General features: G+C 35.2%; 19 protein-coding genes. 5 read left to right on the forward strand and 14 right to left on the reverse strand.

Translation table 11 applies throughout. The annotated features are described in order from the left end of the window. A complete protein-coding gene (locus MMB68_RS21920; protein ID WP_221782419.1) occupies positions 1-1,203 on the reverse strand; it encodes an MGDG synthase family glycosyltransferase in 1,203 nt (400 codons plus the stop codon). Positions 1,204-1,677: 474 nt separating this feature from the next. On the opposite strand from MMB68_RS21920, the gene MMB68_RS21925 reads away from it, so the two are divergent. The 3 genes from MMB68_RS21925 to MMB68_RS21935 all read left to right on the forward strand — a co-directional run bounded on the left by MMB68_RS21925 (position 1,678) and on the right by MMB68_RS21935 (position 5,113). Beyond that, entirely contained in the window at positions 1,678-2,970 is a 1,293-nt protein-coding gene (locus MMB68_RS21925) for a VTT domain-containing protein (protein WP_264409077.1), read from the forward strand. A gap of 93 nt (positions 2,971-3,063) precedes the next feature. After that, a complete protein-coding gene (locus tag MMB68_RS21930; protein ID WP_277549327.1) occupies positions 3,064-3,783 on the forward strand; it encodes a response regulator transcription factor in 720 nt (239 codons plus the stop codon). After that, complete coding sequence (locus MMB68_RS21935) at positions 3,761-5,113, forward strand: sensor histidine kinase (protein ID WP_277549328.1); 1,353 nt, start codon at positions 3,761-3,763, stop codon at positions 5,111-5,113. Before MMB68_RS21930 ends, MMB68_RS21935 begins: the two co-directional genes overlap by 23 nt. Before the next feature lie 218 nt (positions 5,114-5,331). Here the strand turns inward: MMB68_RS21935 and MMB68_RS21940 are convergent, their stop codons facing one another. From MMB68_RS21940 to MMB68_RS21960, 5 genes are all read right to left on the reverse strand, one after another. Next, a complete protein-coding gene (locus MMB68_RS21940; protein WP_051421143.1) occupies positions 5,332-5,565 on the reverse strand; it encodes a hypothetical protein in 234 nt (77 codons plus the stop codon). 256 nt (positions 5,566-5,821) lie between these two features. Further along, a complete protein-coding gene (locus tag MMB68_RS21945) occupies positions 5,822-6,328 on the reverse strand; it encodes a GNAT family N-acetyltransferase (RefSeq protein WP_221782412.1) in 507 nt (168 codons plus the stop codon). Between the two features lie 586 nt (positions 6,329-6,914). Beyond that, positions 6,915-7,706 carry a phosphotransferase gene (locus MMB68_RS21950; protein WP_221782410.1) on the reverse strand — a complete coding sequence of 264 codons (792 nt, stop codon included), beginning with the start codon at positions 7,704-7,706 and terminating at the stop codon, positions 6,915-6,917. A 274-nt stretch (positions 7,707-7,980) separates the two neighbouring features. Beyond that, positions 7,981-8,757, reverse strand: a complete 777-nt coding sequence (locus MMB68_RS21955) for an SDR family oxidoreductase (protein WP_221783403.1) — start codon at positions 8,755-8,757, stop codon at positions 7,981-7,983. Positions 8,758-8,904: 147 nt separating this feature from the next. Beyond that, on the reverse strand, positions 8,905-9,645 hold the full coding sequence (locus tag MMB68_RS21960; protein ID WP_221782408.1) for a class I SAM-dependent methyltransferase: 741 nt from the start codon (positions 9,643-9,645) through the stop codon (positions 8,905-8,907). Positions 9,646-9,922: 277 nt separating this feature from the next. Here MMB68_RS21960 and mle point away from each other — a divergent pair, with 277 nt between their 5' ends. After that, positions 9,923-10,762: an alpha/beta fold macrolide esterase gene (mle, locus tag MMB68_RS21965; RefSeq protein WP_221782406.1), complete on the forward strand. Its 840-nt coding sequence runs from the start codon at positions 9,923-9,925 to the stop codon at positions 10,760-10,762. Between the two features lie 222 nt (positions 10,763-10,984). Then, complete coding sequence (locus tag MMB68_RS21970; RefSeq protein WP_221782404.1) at positions 10,985-11,572, forward strand: DUF4825 domain-containing protein; 588 nt, start codon at positions 10,985-10,987, stop codon at positions 11,570-11,572. 41 nt (positions 11,573-11,613) lie between these two features. On the opposite strand, the gene MMB68_RS21975 is transcribed toward MMB68_RS21970, so the two are convergent. The 8 genes from MMB68_RS21975 to MMB68_RS22010 form a co-directional block, all read right to left on the reverse strand. After that, complete coding sequence (locus MMB68_RS21975; protein ID WP_221782402.1) at positions 11,614-12,027, reverse strand: YjdF family protein; 414 nt, start codon at positions 12,025-12,027, stop codon at positions 11,614-11,616. A 164-nt stretch (positions 12,028-12,191) separates the two neighbouring features. Then, positions 12,192-12,461, reverse strand: a complete 270-nt coding sequence (locus MMB68_RS21980; RefSeq protein ID WP_221782400.1) for a hypothetical protein — start codon at positions 12,459-12,461, stop codon at positions 12,192-12,194. A 98-nt stretch (positions 12,462-12,559) separates the two neighbouring features. Then, positions 12,560-12,790: a hypothetical protein gene (locus tag MMB68_RS21985; protein ID WP_013082550.1), complete on the reverse strand. Its 231-nt coding sequence runs from the start codon at positions 12,788-12,790 to the stop codon at positions 12,560-12,562. Positions 12,791-13,039: 249 nt separating this feature from the next. After that, on the reverse strand, positions 13,040-13,729 hold the full coding sequence (locus MMB68_RS21990) for an alpha/beta fold hydrolase (RefSeq protein ID WP_221782398.1): 690 nt from the start codon (positions 13,727-13,729) through the stop codon (positions 13,040-13,042). 165 nt (positions 13,730-13,894) lie between these two features. Next, a complete protein-coding gene (locus MMB68_RS21995) occupies positions 13,895-14,818 on the reverse strand; it encodes a LysR family transcriptional regulator (RefSeq protein ID WP_221783402.1) in 924 nt (307 codons plus the stop codon). A 391-nt stretch (positions 14,819-15,209) separates the two neighbouring features. After that, on the reverse strand, positions 15,210-15,785 hold the full coding sequence (locus MMB68_RS22000; protein ID WP_221782396.1) for a hypothetical protein: 576 nt from the start codon (positions 15,783-15,785) through the stop codon (positions 15,210-15,212). A 498-nt stretch (positions 15,786-16,283) separates the two neighbouring features. Continuing rightward, a complete protein-coding gene (locus MMB68_RS22005) occupies positions 16,284-16,661 on the reverse strand; it encodes a hypothetical protein (protein WP_153254030.1) in 378 nt (125 codons plus the stop codon). A gap of 17 nt (positions 16,662-16,678) precedes the next feature. Beyond that, positions 16,679-17,860, reverse strand: coding sequence for an Alp7A family actin-like protein (locus tag MMB68_RS22010; protein WP_221785950.1), 1,182 nt, complete (start codon positions 17,858-17,860; stop codon positions 16,679-16,681). Between the last annotated feature and the right edge of the window lie 239 nt (positions 17,861-18,099).

The raw sequence follows: 18,099 nt of genomic DNA on the forward strand, positions 1-18,099 counted from the left end.
TTATATACTCACCTCTATCTCCTTTTGCTTTTGTATCGTTCTACTATCTGTTACGTTACGTAATGGAACGCACCTTGCTGCTTCGACAATGACATGGAGAGCTTCCATGGATGATGTTTTGGTTTGATATTTTTTCATCCTTTGTTTCATCCATCTTAAAGGTGCTGAATCGCGGACAAGATTTTCAATTTGCGCAATTAGCTCTTTTTCTGACTGTGCAAACAGTGCGAATCCCGAACGACATAAATACTCTGCATTGTCTTCTTCTTGTCCTGGTAACGAATGATAAAGCAGTATTGGCAAACCTATCGCCATTGCCTCAGAGGTTGTTACTCCTCCCGGCTTGCTGATCATTAAATCTGAAATGGCCATTAACTCTTCAACCTTTTCACAGTATCCAAAAATTCTCACGTCATGCTTCGAATCTTTTAATTCCCACTCTAATTGTGTTTTTAATTTCTTATTTTTACCACATACTATAAAAAGTTGAATCGGTGTGGAAATGGATTCTAATGCCTTAAAGGTTGAAAGTCCTTTTCCAAAAAATCCGTCGCCCCCTCCCATGATGAGTAGGGTGAACATATTTGGATTGATCATATATTTATCTAAGAGAAGGTCTGTTGGAAGAACATCCATAAATCTTTTCCGTACAGGTATTCCAGTGTTTTTAATTTTGTCTGCCTCTATCCCTAACGCAATTAATTGATCACGCAATCGAGCAGACCCTACCACATATTGATCTGTAGAGGGATGAATCCAATAAGAATGATCCGTATAATCTGTGATGATGGTTACCGCTGGAATATCAATTAACCCTTGCTCTTTTAATCTCGATATAATCCCGGCGGCAAATGGATAGGTACTAACCACTACTTTCGGTTTTATTTCCTGTATGATTTTAAGCACAGTTTGCATACCCGATAAAAAGATCGAATTTAGCTTAACGGAAAACGAATTTTTCACACGAGTTTTTTTATACAAAAAGCTATACACTTGAGGAAACTTCTTAATGCTTTTTTTATAAATATAGTGGCTGATTGGATAGAGGTTGGGATGAATCCACTCCATGATATCCATGGTAATAGGCTCAGCATCAGCAACCATCTCATTTACTGCCTCGCTTATCGCATTTGCCACTTGTTTATGCCCCTCTCCAAATGTAGCGGAAAGAATGAGGTATTTATCTTTTTCAGGATTGTTCATGACTTTTCCCTCCTTATAGTTTTTATTCTTTTGTCATATGATGAAATTTGAACTATTCACCACGTCTTTTTGTTCTTTTGTTTATGCGTGTAAAGAATTACTCTACTGATAAAAGAGTAAACATAATAAAAAATTAATACCGGGTATTTAGCCTTTTTAATCAATTTGTGTGGTGTATCTTTTCTTCTTTTTCGTTACATAGATTGTTTAGGAATTTCTTACACTATTTATTAGAAATAATATACAGTCTTAAGTTGCGCTTTCAAATAGCACATTTTCAGTCTACGTTTTGTAATTAAAAATAGGCTAAAAATAACATTAAAAATCAATGAAAAAGCCAGTTTTTTTTATAAATAGTGCTACATTTAAAAAAAGCAAAGGTGAAATTAACCTTTTCACTTCTCCTATTTTCAATAAAATTTAAGTTACTAACTGTGCTTTAGGTAAATACATACTATGAAAGAAGGACAAACCATGGATTTTATCACATCTTATATAAATCAATACGGATATATCGTGCTGTTTCTAGCATTGATGCTGGAACTTCTTGCACTTCCTCTTCCAGGGGAGCTTCTCATGGGCTACGCTGGGGTTCTTGCTTTTCAAGGACATTTAAGTTGGGTCGGAAGTATCCTGGTGGCTGGTATGGGGAGTATGGTTGGAATGACCATAGCTTACGGGGTAGGCTATAAGTTAGGGACTCCCTTTTTTGATAAATATGGCAAAACCCTTCATATGGGACCAGAGCGAATTGAAAGAATGTCAAAATGGTTTGGTGTACATGGAAACAAGCTGTTGATTATTGCTTATTTCCTCCCAGTTATTAGACATATTACAGGATATTTTTCAGGAATTACTCGGCTTCCCTTTCGTACGTATGCACTGTACGCCTATAGCGGATCATTTCTTTGGGTCACCACATTTATTACTCTAGGAAAGTTATTAGGACCTCAGTGGGAACAGTTTCATCATTCTATTAAGAAGTATTTTGTCATTGGGATGATTGCAGCTGTAAGTTTGTTCGTTGCTATTTACATTTATAAAAAGTTCAAAGTAACGATTAAAAAGATAGCAATTAATTTCCTCAAGTGGATAGTAAATGTGTTTCATACGCGGAAACGGGCAGGTCTTGTTTTTATATTTACAGCATTAGTTACATTAGGGTTTATTCTGCTTATGATTGGAATGACGCAAGACTTTATCGCAAACGAGTTTGGAGATTTTAACAAAATAACGAGTCTATTAATAACAGCCCTTTTTAATAAAGATTGGAATGTACCAATGCGGATACTTTTCATGCTGGGATCCAGGCAAGTGCTGGTGGTATTAATTTTCTTTACACTTTTATGGATTTTATGGAAAGGCAGGGATAAAAAAATTGAATTACTATCTCTGGTAGTTGTTACAGGCGGCGGAGAGCTGTACGAAGAAAGCCTGAGACGAATTTTTCATCATTTCTCCCCTATTAGAAAGTCGTTGATAGAACACCTTTCATACACCTTTCCAAGCGAGCAGTCTTTAATGGCTTTTGTTATTTATGGGTTTGCTGTGTTTATGATGGTTCGACACTCTAAAAGATTATGGGTTCCTACATTAGCACCAATAGCAGCCATTCTTATTTTATTGCTTATTGCGATTAGTCGTTTGTACTTGAGCATACAATATCCCAGTGACATTGCAGCAGGATATGTATTTGGAGGAGTATGGCTAGGGTTAAACGTTTTGCTTCTTGAAACCTTCCGTCTTATGAAAGGTATTAATCTATAGTGGTTCACTAAAAAGAAAGGTCTAACTAAACAGGAACTTATCTTGTCCAAATGGAGTTTATTACATTTTGAACGGTGCGAAAGGAGAACCTGCATGCAAAACCGTATTTTAATCGTTGAAGATGAAGAAATGATTGCACGAGCTCTTCAAATTGAGCTTGAGCATGAAGGATACCAAATACTCGTAGAGCATGAAGGAAAAAGCGGCCTTGAAGCTGCTTTACATAACAGCATTGATCTAGTTTTATTAGACGTTATGCTTCCAGAACTTAGCGGTATCGAAGTCCTTCGAAGAATTAGAAAAAAGAACGCCTACCTCCCTGTTATTCTTTTGACAGCCCGTGACACTACGTTAGATAAAGTGATGGGACTAGATCATGGAGCAAATGATTACATCACCAAGCCCTTCGAAATAGAAGAAGTATTAGCTAGGGTGCGCAATAGTCTTCGTCATAGAGCTATCATTCAAGAAGTTACTGAAAAAAAAGATGTTCATTTATCAATAGAAGATTTATCTGTAAATTTAGAGACCAGAGAAGTGATAAGAAAAAACAAAACGATTATATTAACGCCGAAAGAATATGATTTGCTTGTTTATTTACTAAAAAATCAAAATATCGTACTGAGCAGAGAAAATATCGTTTTGACCGTTTGGGGCTACGATTATGAAGGAGAAACAAACGTAGTAGATGTGTATATTGGACATTTGAGAAAGAAAATAGAAGAAGAGATTAACTCTCCCTTGATTCGCACCGTCAGAGGAGTAGGATATGTGATAAGAAAGGAACCATATGAAAATTACTACCAAGGTTAACTTGTTTATTACAGTTTCTCTGTTAGTCAGCTTGCTCATTGTAAATACGATTGTATTTTTCTTATTTATGAAAACAACCGTTAATATGGAAGCGCATTTAGCCTTCAAAAATGCGAATGAAATGTTGAAAAAATACCACATTTCCAAATCCTTAACACTCGACAAAAACCTTTTAAACTCTTACATGCCTAGTCACTCTTTTATTCGAATCGTTGGGCCGAACTCTACAACTATTAATCAAGTCACTAACGACAAAGTCCTTGTTCAGAAAATCTCCCCTACTTTTTCAACAGAAAAGAACTTTGAACTTAGACCTTTTCAAGAACATCAAAATTTAGTAGTTCACGTACCGATTCATCAGAATCACAAAGTAATAGGCACGTTAGAAATAAGTGAGCGGTTATCAGGACTAGAAAGCCGCAAAGATATTATTTTGTCCATAATGGGGACTGTTACCATTGTTTCTGTTCTTCTCTCTTTTCTAGCTGGCAGATGGTTATCGGCTATCATTATGCAGCCTATTGTATCAATGATCTCTACAATGGAAGATATTGAACAAAGTGGAACGCTGAAAAAGATTGGTATACAAACTGAAACAAAAGATGAAGTGTACAAAATGACAGCTACATTTAACCGTATGATTAGTAAACTGAAGGAAAACTCAGATAAACAAAGGCAGTTTATTTCCGATGCCTCTCATGAGTTAAAAACACCTGTGACTGTTATTAGCAGTTTTATTACGATTCTTAGAAGGCATGGAACACAAGATGAAACAATAGCAAAAGAAGCAATTGAGGCTATTTATTTAGAAACAAATAGAATGAAAAATTTGACTAAAACACTATTAAGTTTAGCTGAACTAGAGGACTCGGAACCTGTTGACATAAAATCAGTTGACCTTGTTTCTCTCAGTACAGCCCTTGTAACTCAGTTCATGCAAGTTTATGACCGACCTATTATCCTGCATAAAAATTCCCACTCCATTTTCATCAAAGGAGATGAATTGAAGCTCAAACAAGTGATCATTATCTTTTTAGATAATGCCATAAAGTATAGTACCGATGTAATTGAGGTCTTTTTGGAAAGTGATCAACATAAAGGGATTCTCCGAATAAAAGATTATGGCATTGGCATACCAGAAGAAGAACAATCTCACGTTTTTGAAAGGTTTTATCGAGTAGACAAAGCCCGCAAACGGGATTCGGGAGGAAGTGGACTCGGATTAGCTATTGCTAAAAATATTGTGAACCTCCATAAAGGAAAAATTGATATACAAAGCAAAGAACATGCTGGAACAGAGATTAAAGTTACTTTTCCCCTTACAAATTGAGTAAGTCGCTTTTATATAAATTAGCTCATGTACCCCTAGTGAGGCAGCAACTATCAATATTTAATTTCTAAAAATGCTACCTACTGGATACATTCAAAACGAAATCACCAGTTTTTCATGAGAAAAAACACCTCCAAGTGATTGCTCGGTACCCCATACCCGGTTTTCAGCTTGAAGGTGTTCTTTTATTTATATAAAATCAGAGCCTGTCCAAAAGGTTAGCAACTACGTTTTCTTAATCTGCGAACGCTGATACTTTCTAAACTAGTCGTATTTCTATTACCTGAATTATCTTCCCATACTAAAAATCCGCCTTCTGCTCGAATAAACGTGCCATTTCCATCAAGCTGTCTTCCAGCAGAAAAAACTTGAATTTTATCTCCTCTTCGAAAATTATCTACTATAGAACGAGATTGAGATGTACGACGATCTCCACTACGACGTCCTGGCATAACTTCACCTCCCTGTACACTTATAGTACATACTGTGAAGAAAGCAAAAATTGGTATAAGCAAAACGCGTAAAAACACAAAAAATATTTTACAAATTAAAATTTGGACATATCCGTCCTTAGTATTTCTGCAATACTTCTTACATTCGCTCCTAGTCAATATGATGCTCTTTCAAGGGCACATGTTCAAATCTGGCCTTTAATATCATAAAAAAAGAGCTGCCGTAGCAACCCTGTGCATTAAAGAAGACCCGCTTCTATTCTTTATTATTTACAGAATAAACTTCAATAGGTTTATCCCACTTAAAAATCTCTTTCTCAAAATGTAGCCCAACCCTCGTGGCGACTCTTTTTGATGCTTCATTATTTTTGTCTATTGTAGAAATTAATCGATTATAACCTAGTTGATTAAACCCATACTCTTTACAGGCAGCTGCTGCCTCTGTCGCTAAACCTTTTCCCCAGTGTTTACGTACAAATAGATATCCAATCTCCACTTCTAATTCGCCTTCAATCTCTTGGGGAATCAATCCACATTGACCTACGAACTCGTTAGTTTCTCTTAACTCTGCAATCCATAGACCAATACCATGCTCTCTGTAATTTTTGCTTGTCCATCTAATCCAACTACGTGTTTCTTCTAGATCCTTAGTGGAAGGATAATATCGCATAGCTTCTGAATCAGAGAAAATTTGTAATAGATTATCTGAGTCCTCTTCTGTCATCAACCTTAAAAGCATTCTTTCTGTTTCAAGTACTTTCATTTTTTCATCTCTTTCCTTTTATCTGTCTTTATATTTTTAACTTTTCTATATCGTTTGCAAAAGCTCCTTTGAAACACAGGAGCCTCCTCTAACAGCGATCGTTTTGGTTACTGTAATTTAAAAACAGAACGAATCCCTTTTATCTTGTAACGTGACCTAGATTCAGTGAGTATAAAATACATATATATATGATTAAAGTGTTTGATAGATATAATTTGAAAAGTTATATCTTTTAGACACAAAAAAAGAACCCTCCATAAAAAGAGGATTCAAACAGGGTAAGTAAGAAAAAGAAATATACATGCATGTTCCTGGGGGGCACTACGCTTGTATAATCAACTTATACCCGCTATCCACTGATTCAAACAGTTAAAAACATTTTAAATAAAAATTAATCGTTAATCTATTAAATACAATCTCTGAATATATTCAATAGCTTTATCTTTGTACTCTACCTGTTCTCTAATATTAATAATTCGCATAACAAGTGCTCCTCTACAAAGAATAACAACCATCATTTACATAAAGGGTGTTATAGACATGCGTTTTAATAAAAGTGTGTTGCTTCTTCAATTAAAACGTATCCTTAAACCCATTCTTTCCTATGTTCACGAATAAATTTAATGTCATTTTGATAATGTTCAAGATGCCCTTCGTCTATCATTTTTTGGAACGCACTGTCGCCTTCACTGGCTTTTCTTGTAATTGTTTCACATAACCCCTCTAATCGCAGCAATACCACTTCCAAATAACCTTCTTGTAATTCTTCGCCGTATGATTCAAAAAATAATTTCACTCTTTGGTTTATATGTTGAGCATGCTGCAGTGAATTATAATAAATCTTCTCACCTGTTTCAGAAAGATAAAATCTACTTAAGGGGACGCACGTATAAAGAGTATAAGCAATGTCCCAAATTCTTGGACCGGGCCCAGCAACATCAAAATCAATGATGCCTACTGGTCTTTCGTGTTTGAAAATGATGTTGTATATGACAAAATCATTATGACATAGTATCTCAAATGGTTTAGGAGTGTTATCTATTGATTTCCAGCTGTCATCAAATGAAAAATCACTCACTGAATCATGATAAAGACGGAGCATTTTCCCTATTTCTATTAAAACATCATCAGACCACATATATTTCTTCAAGGGATAATTACCAGCTTCACCTTCAATAAATGATAAGACCTCTCTTCCTTTTTCATCAATGCCTAAAAATTTTGGCGCATAACTAAAACCTTTGTTCTCTAAATGCTTTAATAGCTTATGAAATTTATGACTATCTGATTTTAATTCTCGTCGTACAGTATCTCCCGAGCGATAAACGTTAGAGACATTCCCTCCTGTTAGCACTTCTTCGTCCTCAAAGCTTGACATATAAACATCTCCCCTGAATATATCCTATTTGTCGGCAATAAATAAAAATGTTAAAGTATTCGTCATAAATGAAATATCTCATTTTACTACTGATTTAGAAAAGCCCGTACTTTTTCTTTTGTAGCCTCTTTGGAACTGACTGATAAAGTGTAGAAACTCGGTTATCGTCATGTCACGTTACATTATAAAAAAAGAATCTTCATTCGAAGATCCTTTTAACTGCTTGTTTCATACAAAAATCCGCTAAAAAGTGGAAGACCGCTACTATGTTAAATCAACCAAAGCCTCCATCTGAGTGAATAATTTGTCCGGTAATCCATTCTGATTCTTCACTTGCTAAAAAGATAACTAATTTTGCGGCATCCCGGGGCTCACCAAGTCGGCCCATTGGGAACTTTGGCAGTAGCTCTTCCTTTAACTCACTGCTCATCCAGCCAGTGTTAGTTGGTCCAGGATCTACAGCATTAACAGTAATTTTAAGAGGTGCTAATTCAATAGCAACTGATTTAGTGAACGTAGAAACAGCCCCTTTCGTTGCAACATAAGCCAAATTCCCAGGCTCAGGTGACTTATCTTGACCTGAAACCATATTAATAATTCGACCGCCATGCTTACCTTCGATTAGACGTGCAAACTCAACAGTCAAAAGACACGTCCCTCTAACATTCACGTTATAATGAGCATCAAGCATATTAGCATCTATAGAACGAAAATCTACGTCCACAGAATGTGTTGCATTATTTACAAGGATTGATGGAGAACCTAGTTTGTTTTGAACTTCATCAAGCAGCTTTCTTGGTGCATCGGGTTGCGATAAATCCAATTCCATTGATTCACACCGCACTCCCAGACTGCGAATCTCTTCCATAAGATATTTCGACCAATTAGAATCATCTTCATTAAAATAAGTCATCGAACGATCATACTTTGACCAGTGAGTGAAAAAGATATCTGCCCCTTCTCTAGCTAGCTCCCGACATATTTCAGTACCGATACCCTGCACTCGGCTAGCACCAGTAACAATGGCAATCTTATTCATTAATCGTTTCATAAAGCATCTCCTCATGGAAATGCTGAACAAAGTACTATTAGAGATGTATACTTACTAGTAGCACATGCTTTCAGCAATCCTATCTATGTATTTTATAAAGTCGTACTGCATAAAAATCTGATTAAAGTTTAAAAGGTATTACAATGTCTATATTCGGCACTCATAGACAAAAAATGAGATGCCTTCTCCGTAGCCATCTTTTACTTCATGAACAGTGAGATTGTTAAACCCGTTAGAATTAAGGATACTTTCAAATTCTTCTGAGCCATAAAGTCGAAGAGGAAAATCCATTATCTCCACCTTTTTTGTCTTATTTCCTTGAAGTAGCTCATATCTTATCTTAGTATTCAAAGAGCTTGTTCTTTTATCGTAGCAGCTTTTTTTGTAAACGACGATGATTTCCTTATCAAAAGAAACTCTATCCGTTTCAGTCCAACCTACTAGTTCTTCAATTTCGCTTTTTTTCTTCATAATCGTTAAAAGTATTTTCCCGTCTTCTTTTAAAACTGCTCTCATATTTTGAAGACTCTTAACAGCAATATCATCAGCTAACAGTGAAAAAGAGCCAAAGGGTATCATAATAAGATCATACTTTTTACTACTTTTAAAACTTTCGACATCTTGATACCATACATTCGGTTTAAGACTTAGTGTTTCAGCTTTTTCTATACACGTTTTAAGCATTTCTTTAGAAATATCAAATCCTTCAATCTTAATTCCGTTTTGCATAAATGGAATAAGCATTCTACCGCTCCCGCACATCGGTTCTAATACTTTCATATTTTGGTCTTTTACAAAAGAAAGATAAAACTCCAGCTCTTTTCTATTTGCAAAAGATTTATCACTCTCGTACACCCTTGTGCAGAGCTGTCCATAGTAATCATTCATTCTTATTTCACCTCACATAAGTATTTTTCCATACATGCATTCAACTTTCCTGCCTTATCAACACGTTGCAGACAGCAAAAGCTGAATCCCCCTAGTCTCCAACAAGTTTAGACTTACATTTTCAAGAACGTTATATTTTACTTTTTAGTAAAAAGGTAAAGAGATAGGTAGAATAATGGATTTCCTAAATAAAATTCCAAAAGGAAATATCCCTATGTTAGAGAACTGAATAAAGGACTGCTTTTCATTTCTCTAACACTTAAAAGGAGGTACACGAATGAATGAAGAGATAATAAAAATTGATAACGTTGAGATTTGTACGGAAAGTTTTGGAACCCCCAAGAATTCTGCTGTACTTTTAATAATGGGAGCAATGTCTTCGTTAGATTGGTGGGATGAAGACTTCTGTCTTCGCCTCGCTGAACATGAGAGATTTGTTATTCGTTACGACCATCGTGATTTAGGGCGATCTACCACTTATCCACCCGGTACGTCTAACTATACAATAACGGATATGGCTGACGATGCAATTGGTGTTTTAGATGCTTACTCTATAGACAAAGCTCATATTGTTGGAATGTCTTTGGGCGGGATGATAGGACAAATCCTTGCTCTTAGATATCCGGATCGCTTAGACTCCCTTACTTTAATTGCATCAAGCGTATTTGGAAAGGAGGCGGAAAAATTGCCACCAATGGATCAGCGGATACTTGATTACCACACGAAGAGCGCTTCCATAGACTGGTCAAATCAAGAGGAGACTGTTCCCTACCTTGCAGGTGGATGGAAAATTTTAAGTGGCACAAAACCTTATGAAGAGAAAAGAATGTATAAGCTAGCAGAAAGAGAAGCTGCCCGCGCCAAACAGCTGCCGAGTAGATTTAACCATGCTTTGCTTCAAGGAGGAGGCCAATATTATGACAGATCGAGTGAAATTACTATACCTACACTGATTATTCATGGAACAGAAGATCCGGCGCTGCCATACGAACATGGGCTTGCTCTTGCAAAAGCTATTTCTCATGCTAAATTAATAGCTCTTGATGGTACAGGACATGAAGTCCATAGGGAGGACTGGGAACAAATCATCCAATCAATTGTAGAGATTAGCTCCTAAAAGCAAAACATGAGATATGAAGACTTCAAAGCTCTTTTTTAAGAAAGCTTTGGGGTCTTTTTATGTTTCAAATGTTCTTCTACTGACAGTAGACACCCCCCTACAGCAAAGGGTATTTTGTACAAAAGTACCTACACCTTTTCAAAACATCACATTTACGATACACTGATATTCCGCATAATATCCACATAAGGGTATTTAAGTAATAAAATGGAGGTTTTTATGAAATGTTTTAAGGTGCTTTTTTGTTTAATTTTATTAATCCTTGTAGGTATAACCGGCTGTTCTTCAAAAGAAGAAGTCACGAGCATTAACACTGTTGATGTAAAAGAGCTTAAAGACCACAGTGGAACTTATGTTGGAGATAATTCTAACGTAGTAGCTATCGTAAGAGCATTGCCCGGAGGAGAAACGTTTAAAGAAATTGATTTACATAATAAAACACCAAAAATAATTTATGGTGCTAAAGAGAGCTCTTTATCGGAAGATGAAATGTTAAAATATTGGTTTGACGGTAAGAATACATTAGAGAAAAATTTTCTTTACAATGCTATTTATTTAACAATATTAGTACCTAATGCTCAAGGTTACAGCTTTAGAGTAGACAATCAAAAATTTTCAGCGTCTAGAGAAGAAATGAAACAATTCATTTCCAAAAACATTCAAACTTTACCAACTAGCAATGAGTTATTTGATAAAGAAAAAGCACAGCAATTTATAGATAATAATAAAGAGAAGATTAATAAAGCAGTTAAATCGGCAACTATTCGAGAACAATTTTTTAAGAATGTTCCTATCGTAAAAGAATAAGAACAAATAAAGAGCCTTATTGAAGGCTCTTTATTTGTTTTCTATTTGCCTTTGTGCTTGGCTTTTGCCTTTTGTTTCTTTATGGAATACTTTTGTTCCTTCAGCTCTTCACGATATCGTTTAGCTTTCTTTTTTCTACTTTTTTTCTTTTCTTCGTAAGCTTGCTTCATCGCTTTTTGAGCTTTAGTCGAAATACCAACTTTATTTCTTTCTTTTGCTACTTGGCGTTGTAAGCGTTTTGAATTTACCTTTTTATTAGATTTTATTTTTACATTAATACCTGCATGAACTGATTGATTGATCACCTCTAGCAATCTGTCATAAATAAAGTCTAATATTTCTGTGTCTTTTGGTTCTGTTCCAAATACATAACGAAATGCTTTTAACTTACCGCCTTCTACAACTTCAATAATTCCTACCCAAAACTGACCATCATGGTAAATCGTTAGTGACATAACGATTCCCTCCTCTAAACATACTATGAAATGATGGACATCCCGAGGAGGGGAAGGTTACTGACATTAATACATATTAATGCATCCGGACTACCAACCGAACTGTGTTTTTACATCTCATATACAAATTTTAACATAAACATATTTGATATAAATACCTTCTTTTATTTTTCGCCAAAATTCATTGCAAAAAATAAAAAGCCCGCCATCATAAATATCGGAATTACTACAAAAGAGATTAAACTAAAATATTTTATCAGCCCTTTTTCTTGTTTTCCAAAAGCTATTATTCCACATGAGAATCCTATCAAATAAACAGTAATACATACATACAAAATTTTCGAGCTGTGTATGGGTGTAAAATACTGTCCAACACCAACAACCATCCCAAGCAACGATAACCACAGTGAATATTGACTAAAACGTTTTTTCAATTTAGTCCTCCGCAAACTAGATATATGTTTATATGGCACCATTTAACTAGCAGCTACCATAATGTACTTAATCACCAGTAGAAAAAAGCTTGGGTGAATCACTCCAAACTCTTTTTTCTATAAAGAAAGAAACCTATTACCGCTCCCAGTACAGCTATAACTACACTAAAACGAATTAGATGAATAATAAAATCAATAAGTTTTAAATAGGTTGTTTCTGTTACAGCATCACCGACTGATTGGACTTCTTTATATGGAATCACAAAGAAACCTAATGTTCCTCCTAAGATAAGCCCATAGAGAAAACCTTTTTCTATAAATCTCAACAAGAAACTCTCCTCCTTTCACAAATGCTCATTTAACAAGTTATAGCATTCCCTGCTACTATTAAAAGGCATTTATTTATCTTTCATAAATAATATTTTATTATGAATTTTATTACATATAATCTATATATTGACATATTCACAGATTAAAAAGGAGACTAACGTATAGTCTCCCTTTCTATAAAAGTTTAATAACTGTTACCATGTTATTTACTTAACCAATCTTTCAAATTGAATAAAAGCCCCACAAAGTCACGAATCAAGGAAGCTTTTCACAGCATTTAAAAAAGCGGATAAGTTTCCTGCATGCACCTCATGTCCAGCCCCATCTATCGTTACGAATTTACAATTTGGAATGCGCTTAGAAACTTCCTGCAATTTATCTTGAGGAATATGGCTGGATCCTCCTCCGATGATGAGAGTAGGTGCAATTATCTCTGTAAGACTTCCCCACCATTTAGGGTTGGGGTTATTTAACTGTTGAAGAATTGAAGGTACAACCTCCCAGTCAAACGGTAAAGAACCAGGCGGTTTAGCAGGAGTTTCAAACTTTTCTCCTGTAAAAGGTGGAGGAGTGTCTTCAACAATCAATTGATCTACCCTTTCTGGAAATGTTTCAGAAAAAAGATAGGACACCGTACCACCCATAGAATGCCCAATCAACGTAAAGCTCTCCAAATTCATCGCATTTACAAACTGAAGTAAGTCATCGCACATAAGTTCAAACGTATAGGTGCCGGTTCTCTCACTTCCACCGTGTCCTCGCTGGTCTAAAGCTAGAAACCGATATTCCTTCCCTAATACAGCCGCTACTTCGTCCCACGATTCCGCACTCATTCCTAAAGCGTGAAGTGCAACAATAGCAGGTGCTGAGCTTTCTCCAGCCTCTCGATATTGAAAACTCAAACCGTTTAGCTCAATTCGATTCACTTGTACTTTCAAATCAGATCAACTCCTAATTTAGATTTCACCAATTAAAATCTAGTTTATTAAGGTTCCTCTATATATTAGTGAAATAATGAAGATTTCCTTCATCTCTTATCTTATTGGGAAATATATCAGATTATTTTATGTATCCTGTGGAATTCTTTAGTCAGCATAATGTACCTAAAGTTTTTCACTTTCTATACCTATATAATTTAAACCAAAAGTACTGCAAGCCAATTGAATAAAAGATTGTAAAGGAAGGGACATAAATTTATCTTTATGCCAAAACATTTGTGTATAAAGGGTCGTATCAACTTTAGTACAAGCCAATTCTTTTAATATGCCTTTCTCAAGCTCTCCTTTTACTACTACTTCGGGCAATATGGCAATACCTAAATCCAACATCACACATTGCTTAATAGCTTCCACGCTTGCGAATTCAAATTTAGTGGATGTACAAATACCCGCTTCGCGAAACAAGTTTTCCAATACTACCCGATATGAACACCCCGACTCAGTATACAAAAGAGTCTCATTTTCAAGCTCTTCTAAGTAGATATCCGTTTTATCAGCTAAAGGATGCTGAGGAGCAGCAATAATTTTCAAGTCTTCTGCAACAAGACATTGTGTATGTAGATTTGCATCATGATGCTGGATAGGCTCCATTGTAAAGGCGATATCAAGAGTGCCGTCTAGTAGCTGCGCTCTTGTTTGTGCTTGAGAGTAAGTGGGCTTAAAAATCATTTTCACCTTTGGGAATTGATCCTTAAACTCTTTTAATATTGGAGGTAACCTATACGTACACTGGCTTTCAGAAGATCCAATAATAAGTGTACCCGCAGGCTCTTCCACTCCACTTACAGCGTTTTTTGCTTCCTTAGTCAATTGAATCATTTTATCGGCGTACCTTTTAAATTCTCGACCTGCCTCTGTTAAAACCAAACGCTTTCCGAGACGTTCAAATAAAGGAGTTTCAAGTTCATTCTCAAGAGCTTTTATTTGAGCGGTAACGCTTGATTGAGCAAAGTTCAAAATTTTAGCTGTATATGTAAAATTTAAATTTTCTGCAGCTGTTTTAAATGTAATCAGTTGTTTTATTTCGATTTTCCTCACCTCTGTATAATCGGATATTTCGATTGATTCAATCGTAATGTTCATCTGTAATGATTGCTAATTTCATTATAAAATATGGTAAATCAAACCACAACATACTAAATATAAAGAGATAAGGGGAAATCATAATGTCTATAAAAAAAGAGGATACAGAGGAACCAACCGTTCTAATGCAAAAAAATACAAGTGACAAAAACTTCAAATACTATTGGAATGAAATTATTCGAGCGCTTATCGTAACCAAATAAGTAAGGCTAATCAATTTTATTTTCTGGAAAAGTAAATCCACATACAAGCGTATAAATATAAAAACAATAGCTCGCTAACGCTGACGATATACAGAGTTAGCGAGCTATTAACCTATTTAAACTTATAATTATGTTTATTGCCTTGAATCTAACCTAAACTTTGCAATATCCTTTTCATCTTGGGAGATAATGAGTGTACCCTTTAACGCATTAGCTTGTAGCTTTTTTAGTTTTTCTTCAGTTGGTAAAAGAGGTAATTCATTATTTTTTTCCTTTGCTCCTAAGGTATAACTAAGAGTAAATTTACTTGTTCCTTTAAATGGAATTTCTCCTATACTCATACCAATACCTAACTTATTGTTATCCATATTATAAATATTTGAACCAATTGCTTCTTTTACAGCTGATACTAACTCCTTATCTGGTTCTATGCGAATGTTTGTTTTAGAAAAATCAGAGAGAGCCATAATATTATTAGACTTATTTTCCATCGTGAATGTATAGTGTAACTCCGTTGGAACGATACTTTTACTTTTATTCTTTTTATCAGGTACTATCATTTCTCCAACGATTTTTTTATCATCTGTTAACGTTACCTCTGCTTTTTGTAATTTTAAGTACTCAACATTGTTTACATATTCCGTTTTTGAACAAGCAGAAATGATAAACACCGAACAAATAACAAACAAACCAAGATAGAACTTTTTCATATTTCTCCTCCAAACATTTTTTATCCCACAACAATAAACATATGTTAACTAATTTTTTATATTTTGTATTTATAAACTTTTATTTAGGGTACAAATAAAAACACCAAGATGTTTTACGCTCGCTTGGTGTTTTTATGTTCATAACTATGCCTTAGCTCAAACAATATCCCCATACCTATTCCCACGTCATGTTTGTTATTAGTATCCCATGACTGTGCTAATTCCTTCTATCTATCACTTCATGGTGTGATTGAGCTTCAATATAGTATTTAGAATACCTAATTCTTAACGTTCTTGAGACAAAGAAGATTTAGAATAAATAAAAGTACTTGTACTGATTTATTGTCCATAAATAAACTGTTCCTTCCCATTATTTTTTTAGTTTGAACACGTTTTTTGTACATATGATAATGCATCAAAAACTAATAGACATATTGAAAACAAAAAAAACTACTAGTATGTGGGACAGTCTCGTCCCACATACTAGTAGTTTTTTAATTAAAAATCGCTATATTCCTCTAAATCATCATCATCTAGTGACCCAGATAATTGCTCTAGATCTGCAATCTTACCTTCTTTGAAGGTTTGGTGGCTTTCTGAAGGCTTCTCTTCTATCTCCTCTTGTTTACTCACAAAACCGTTGGACTGAGCTAACTTCTTTAATTCCCGTAGTTCGGAATTGATATGTTCAAGAAGTTCTTCTGTTCTGTGTCCTAGTTCTACTTGATTGGAAGATGAACTATGAAGGTCACGAACAATTAAAGATGAAATATAGTCCCCTAATTTTCGAGACTTTGCATATTTTGCAAGTATATCATAGACTTCATCACTCAACTGATTAGTTTTAATAGTAAAGGCGTTTTGACGCTCTGACATGGTTATCACCTACGCTGTTAGGATTTAACGGCTTTCTTCTCGGCTTGTTTCTTTTGAAGGTACCCCATGCTTCGGATTTCTAAGCCGAATAAATTCAAGTGACGGCTATCCTCAGGCACTTTATGATATTTCTCTGTGCGTTCTTCGCCAATTTTTTCACGCATGCTATTCATAATAGCTACTTCTAGTGTAGGAGCGACACCGCCACTATATACATATTTTCGGATTTTATTTGCTGGCGGTGGGGCGACATCATTTAACTTAGCTAGTAAGATCTCTACATAATCTCTTAGAGAAGATTTGATTTGAGCTGTTAAATCAATGGATTCGCCTGTGTTTTCATTTTTCAGTTCAAACTTTTGTTTACTGTAGTTATCTAAAATAAATTGATCAAAAGCGCGTAAATCGGTAAACAACTCTGGGAATTTCTCTTTTCGTAACTTATCGATATGTGCTAAATAGGGAATACCCTCGATACTTTGGAACGATTCACGACTGTTCGCAGCCTTCAACCCTTCAGGTAAGATTACAACATCAATGGATCCTCCACCGATATCGATCATTACGGTTTCACATTCCACATATTCATTAGCATCTTCACGGTTTTGAAGGGTTAGGTCTTTCTTTAACGCAAAACGTGCGATTTCACCTTCTTTTAAACAAACACTTTCTTTCACAGATACTTTTAATTCTTTTTCAAATCCTGGGGTATGGATATAAAAAGTGTGATCACCTACAAAGCGATCTGCCATAGCCTTTTGCGCTTCTCCGAAAGTACTTTCTTTTTTTAGTAACCAGATTGGTAACATTGTAGAGAAATAGTCGATCTCGATGTTGTTTTCCTTTTGATCTTTTGTATGTAACGCGTGGTAATATGCAACGGCAGCTAAAAATGTTACGTATGGAATATGACTTGTAATTTTATTATGTAAACGATTGATGTGATTGTTTGCTAATTGTTGGCTGGCGGCACTGTCACCTACTAAGAAATAACGTTCTTTTTCTTCCTCTCCAATGGTTGTAGATAGTAAGATACGCTTTTTAAATTCCTCTGGTGCTGTAACAGCATCTGTAAAGAATGAATCAGCAGCTTCTTTTTGGAGTTCTACTACGTTGGTTTGGAAATCAAATAGATATCCATCTATGATATTCATATCGACTGAGTTCCCACAGTCTTTATTAAAACGTGAAATTTTCATCTCTATACACCTCTTTTTTTAGTTGAACTTCTGTTGAACTTATTATACAAAAGAAAAGGTGGATTTTCAATCCTTCAGTTCAACTGATTTATCATCAAAAATTTACACATATCAACAATTTTTTTATCTAGTTGAACTTATTTCGGGGTCAGAAAAACAGTGTCAGGAAAGTTCTTTTTCGAGAATAAGAAAGTCGGAAGTAGAGATTCTGGTGAAAAAAGAGGTTGAGACAAAAGTAT

It is taken from the genome of Priestia sp. Y58 (genome assembly GCF_029522095.1).
GTDB classification, from domain to species: domain Bacteria; phylum Bacillota; class Bacilli; order Bacillales; family Bacillaceae_H; genus Priestia; species Priestia megaterium_E.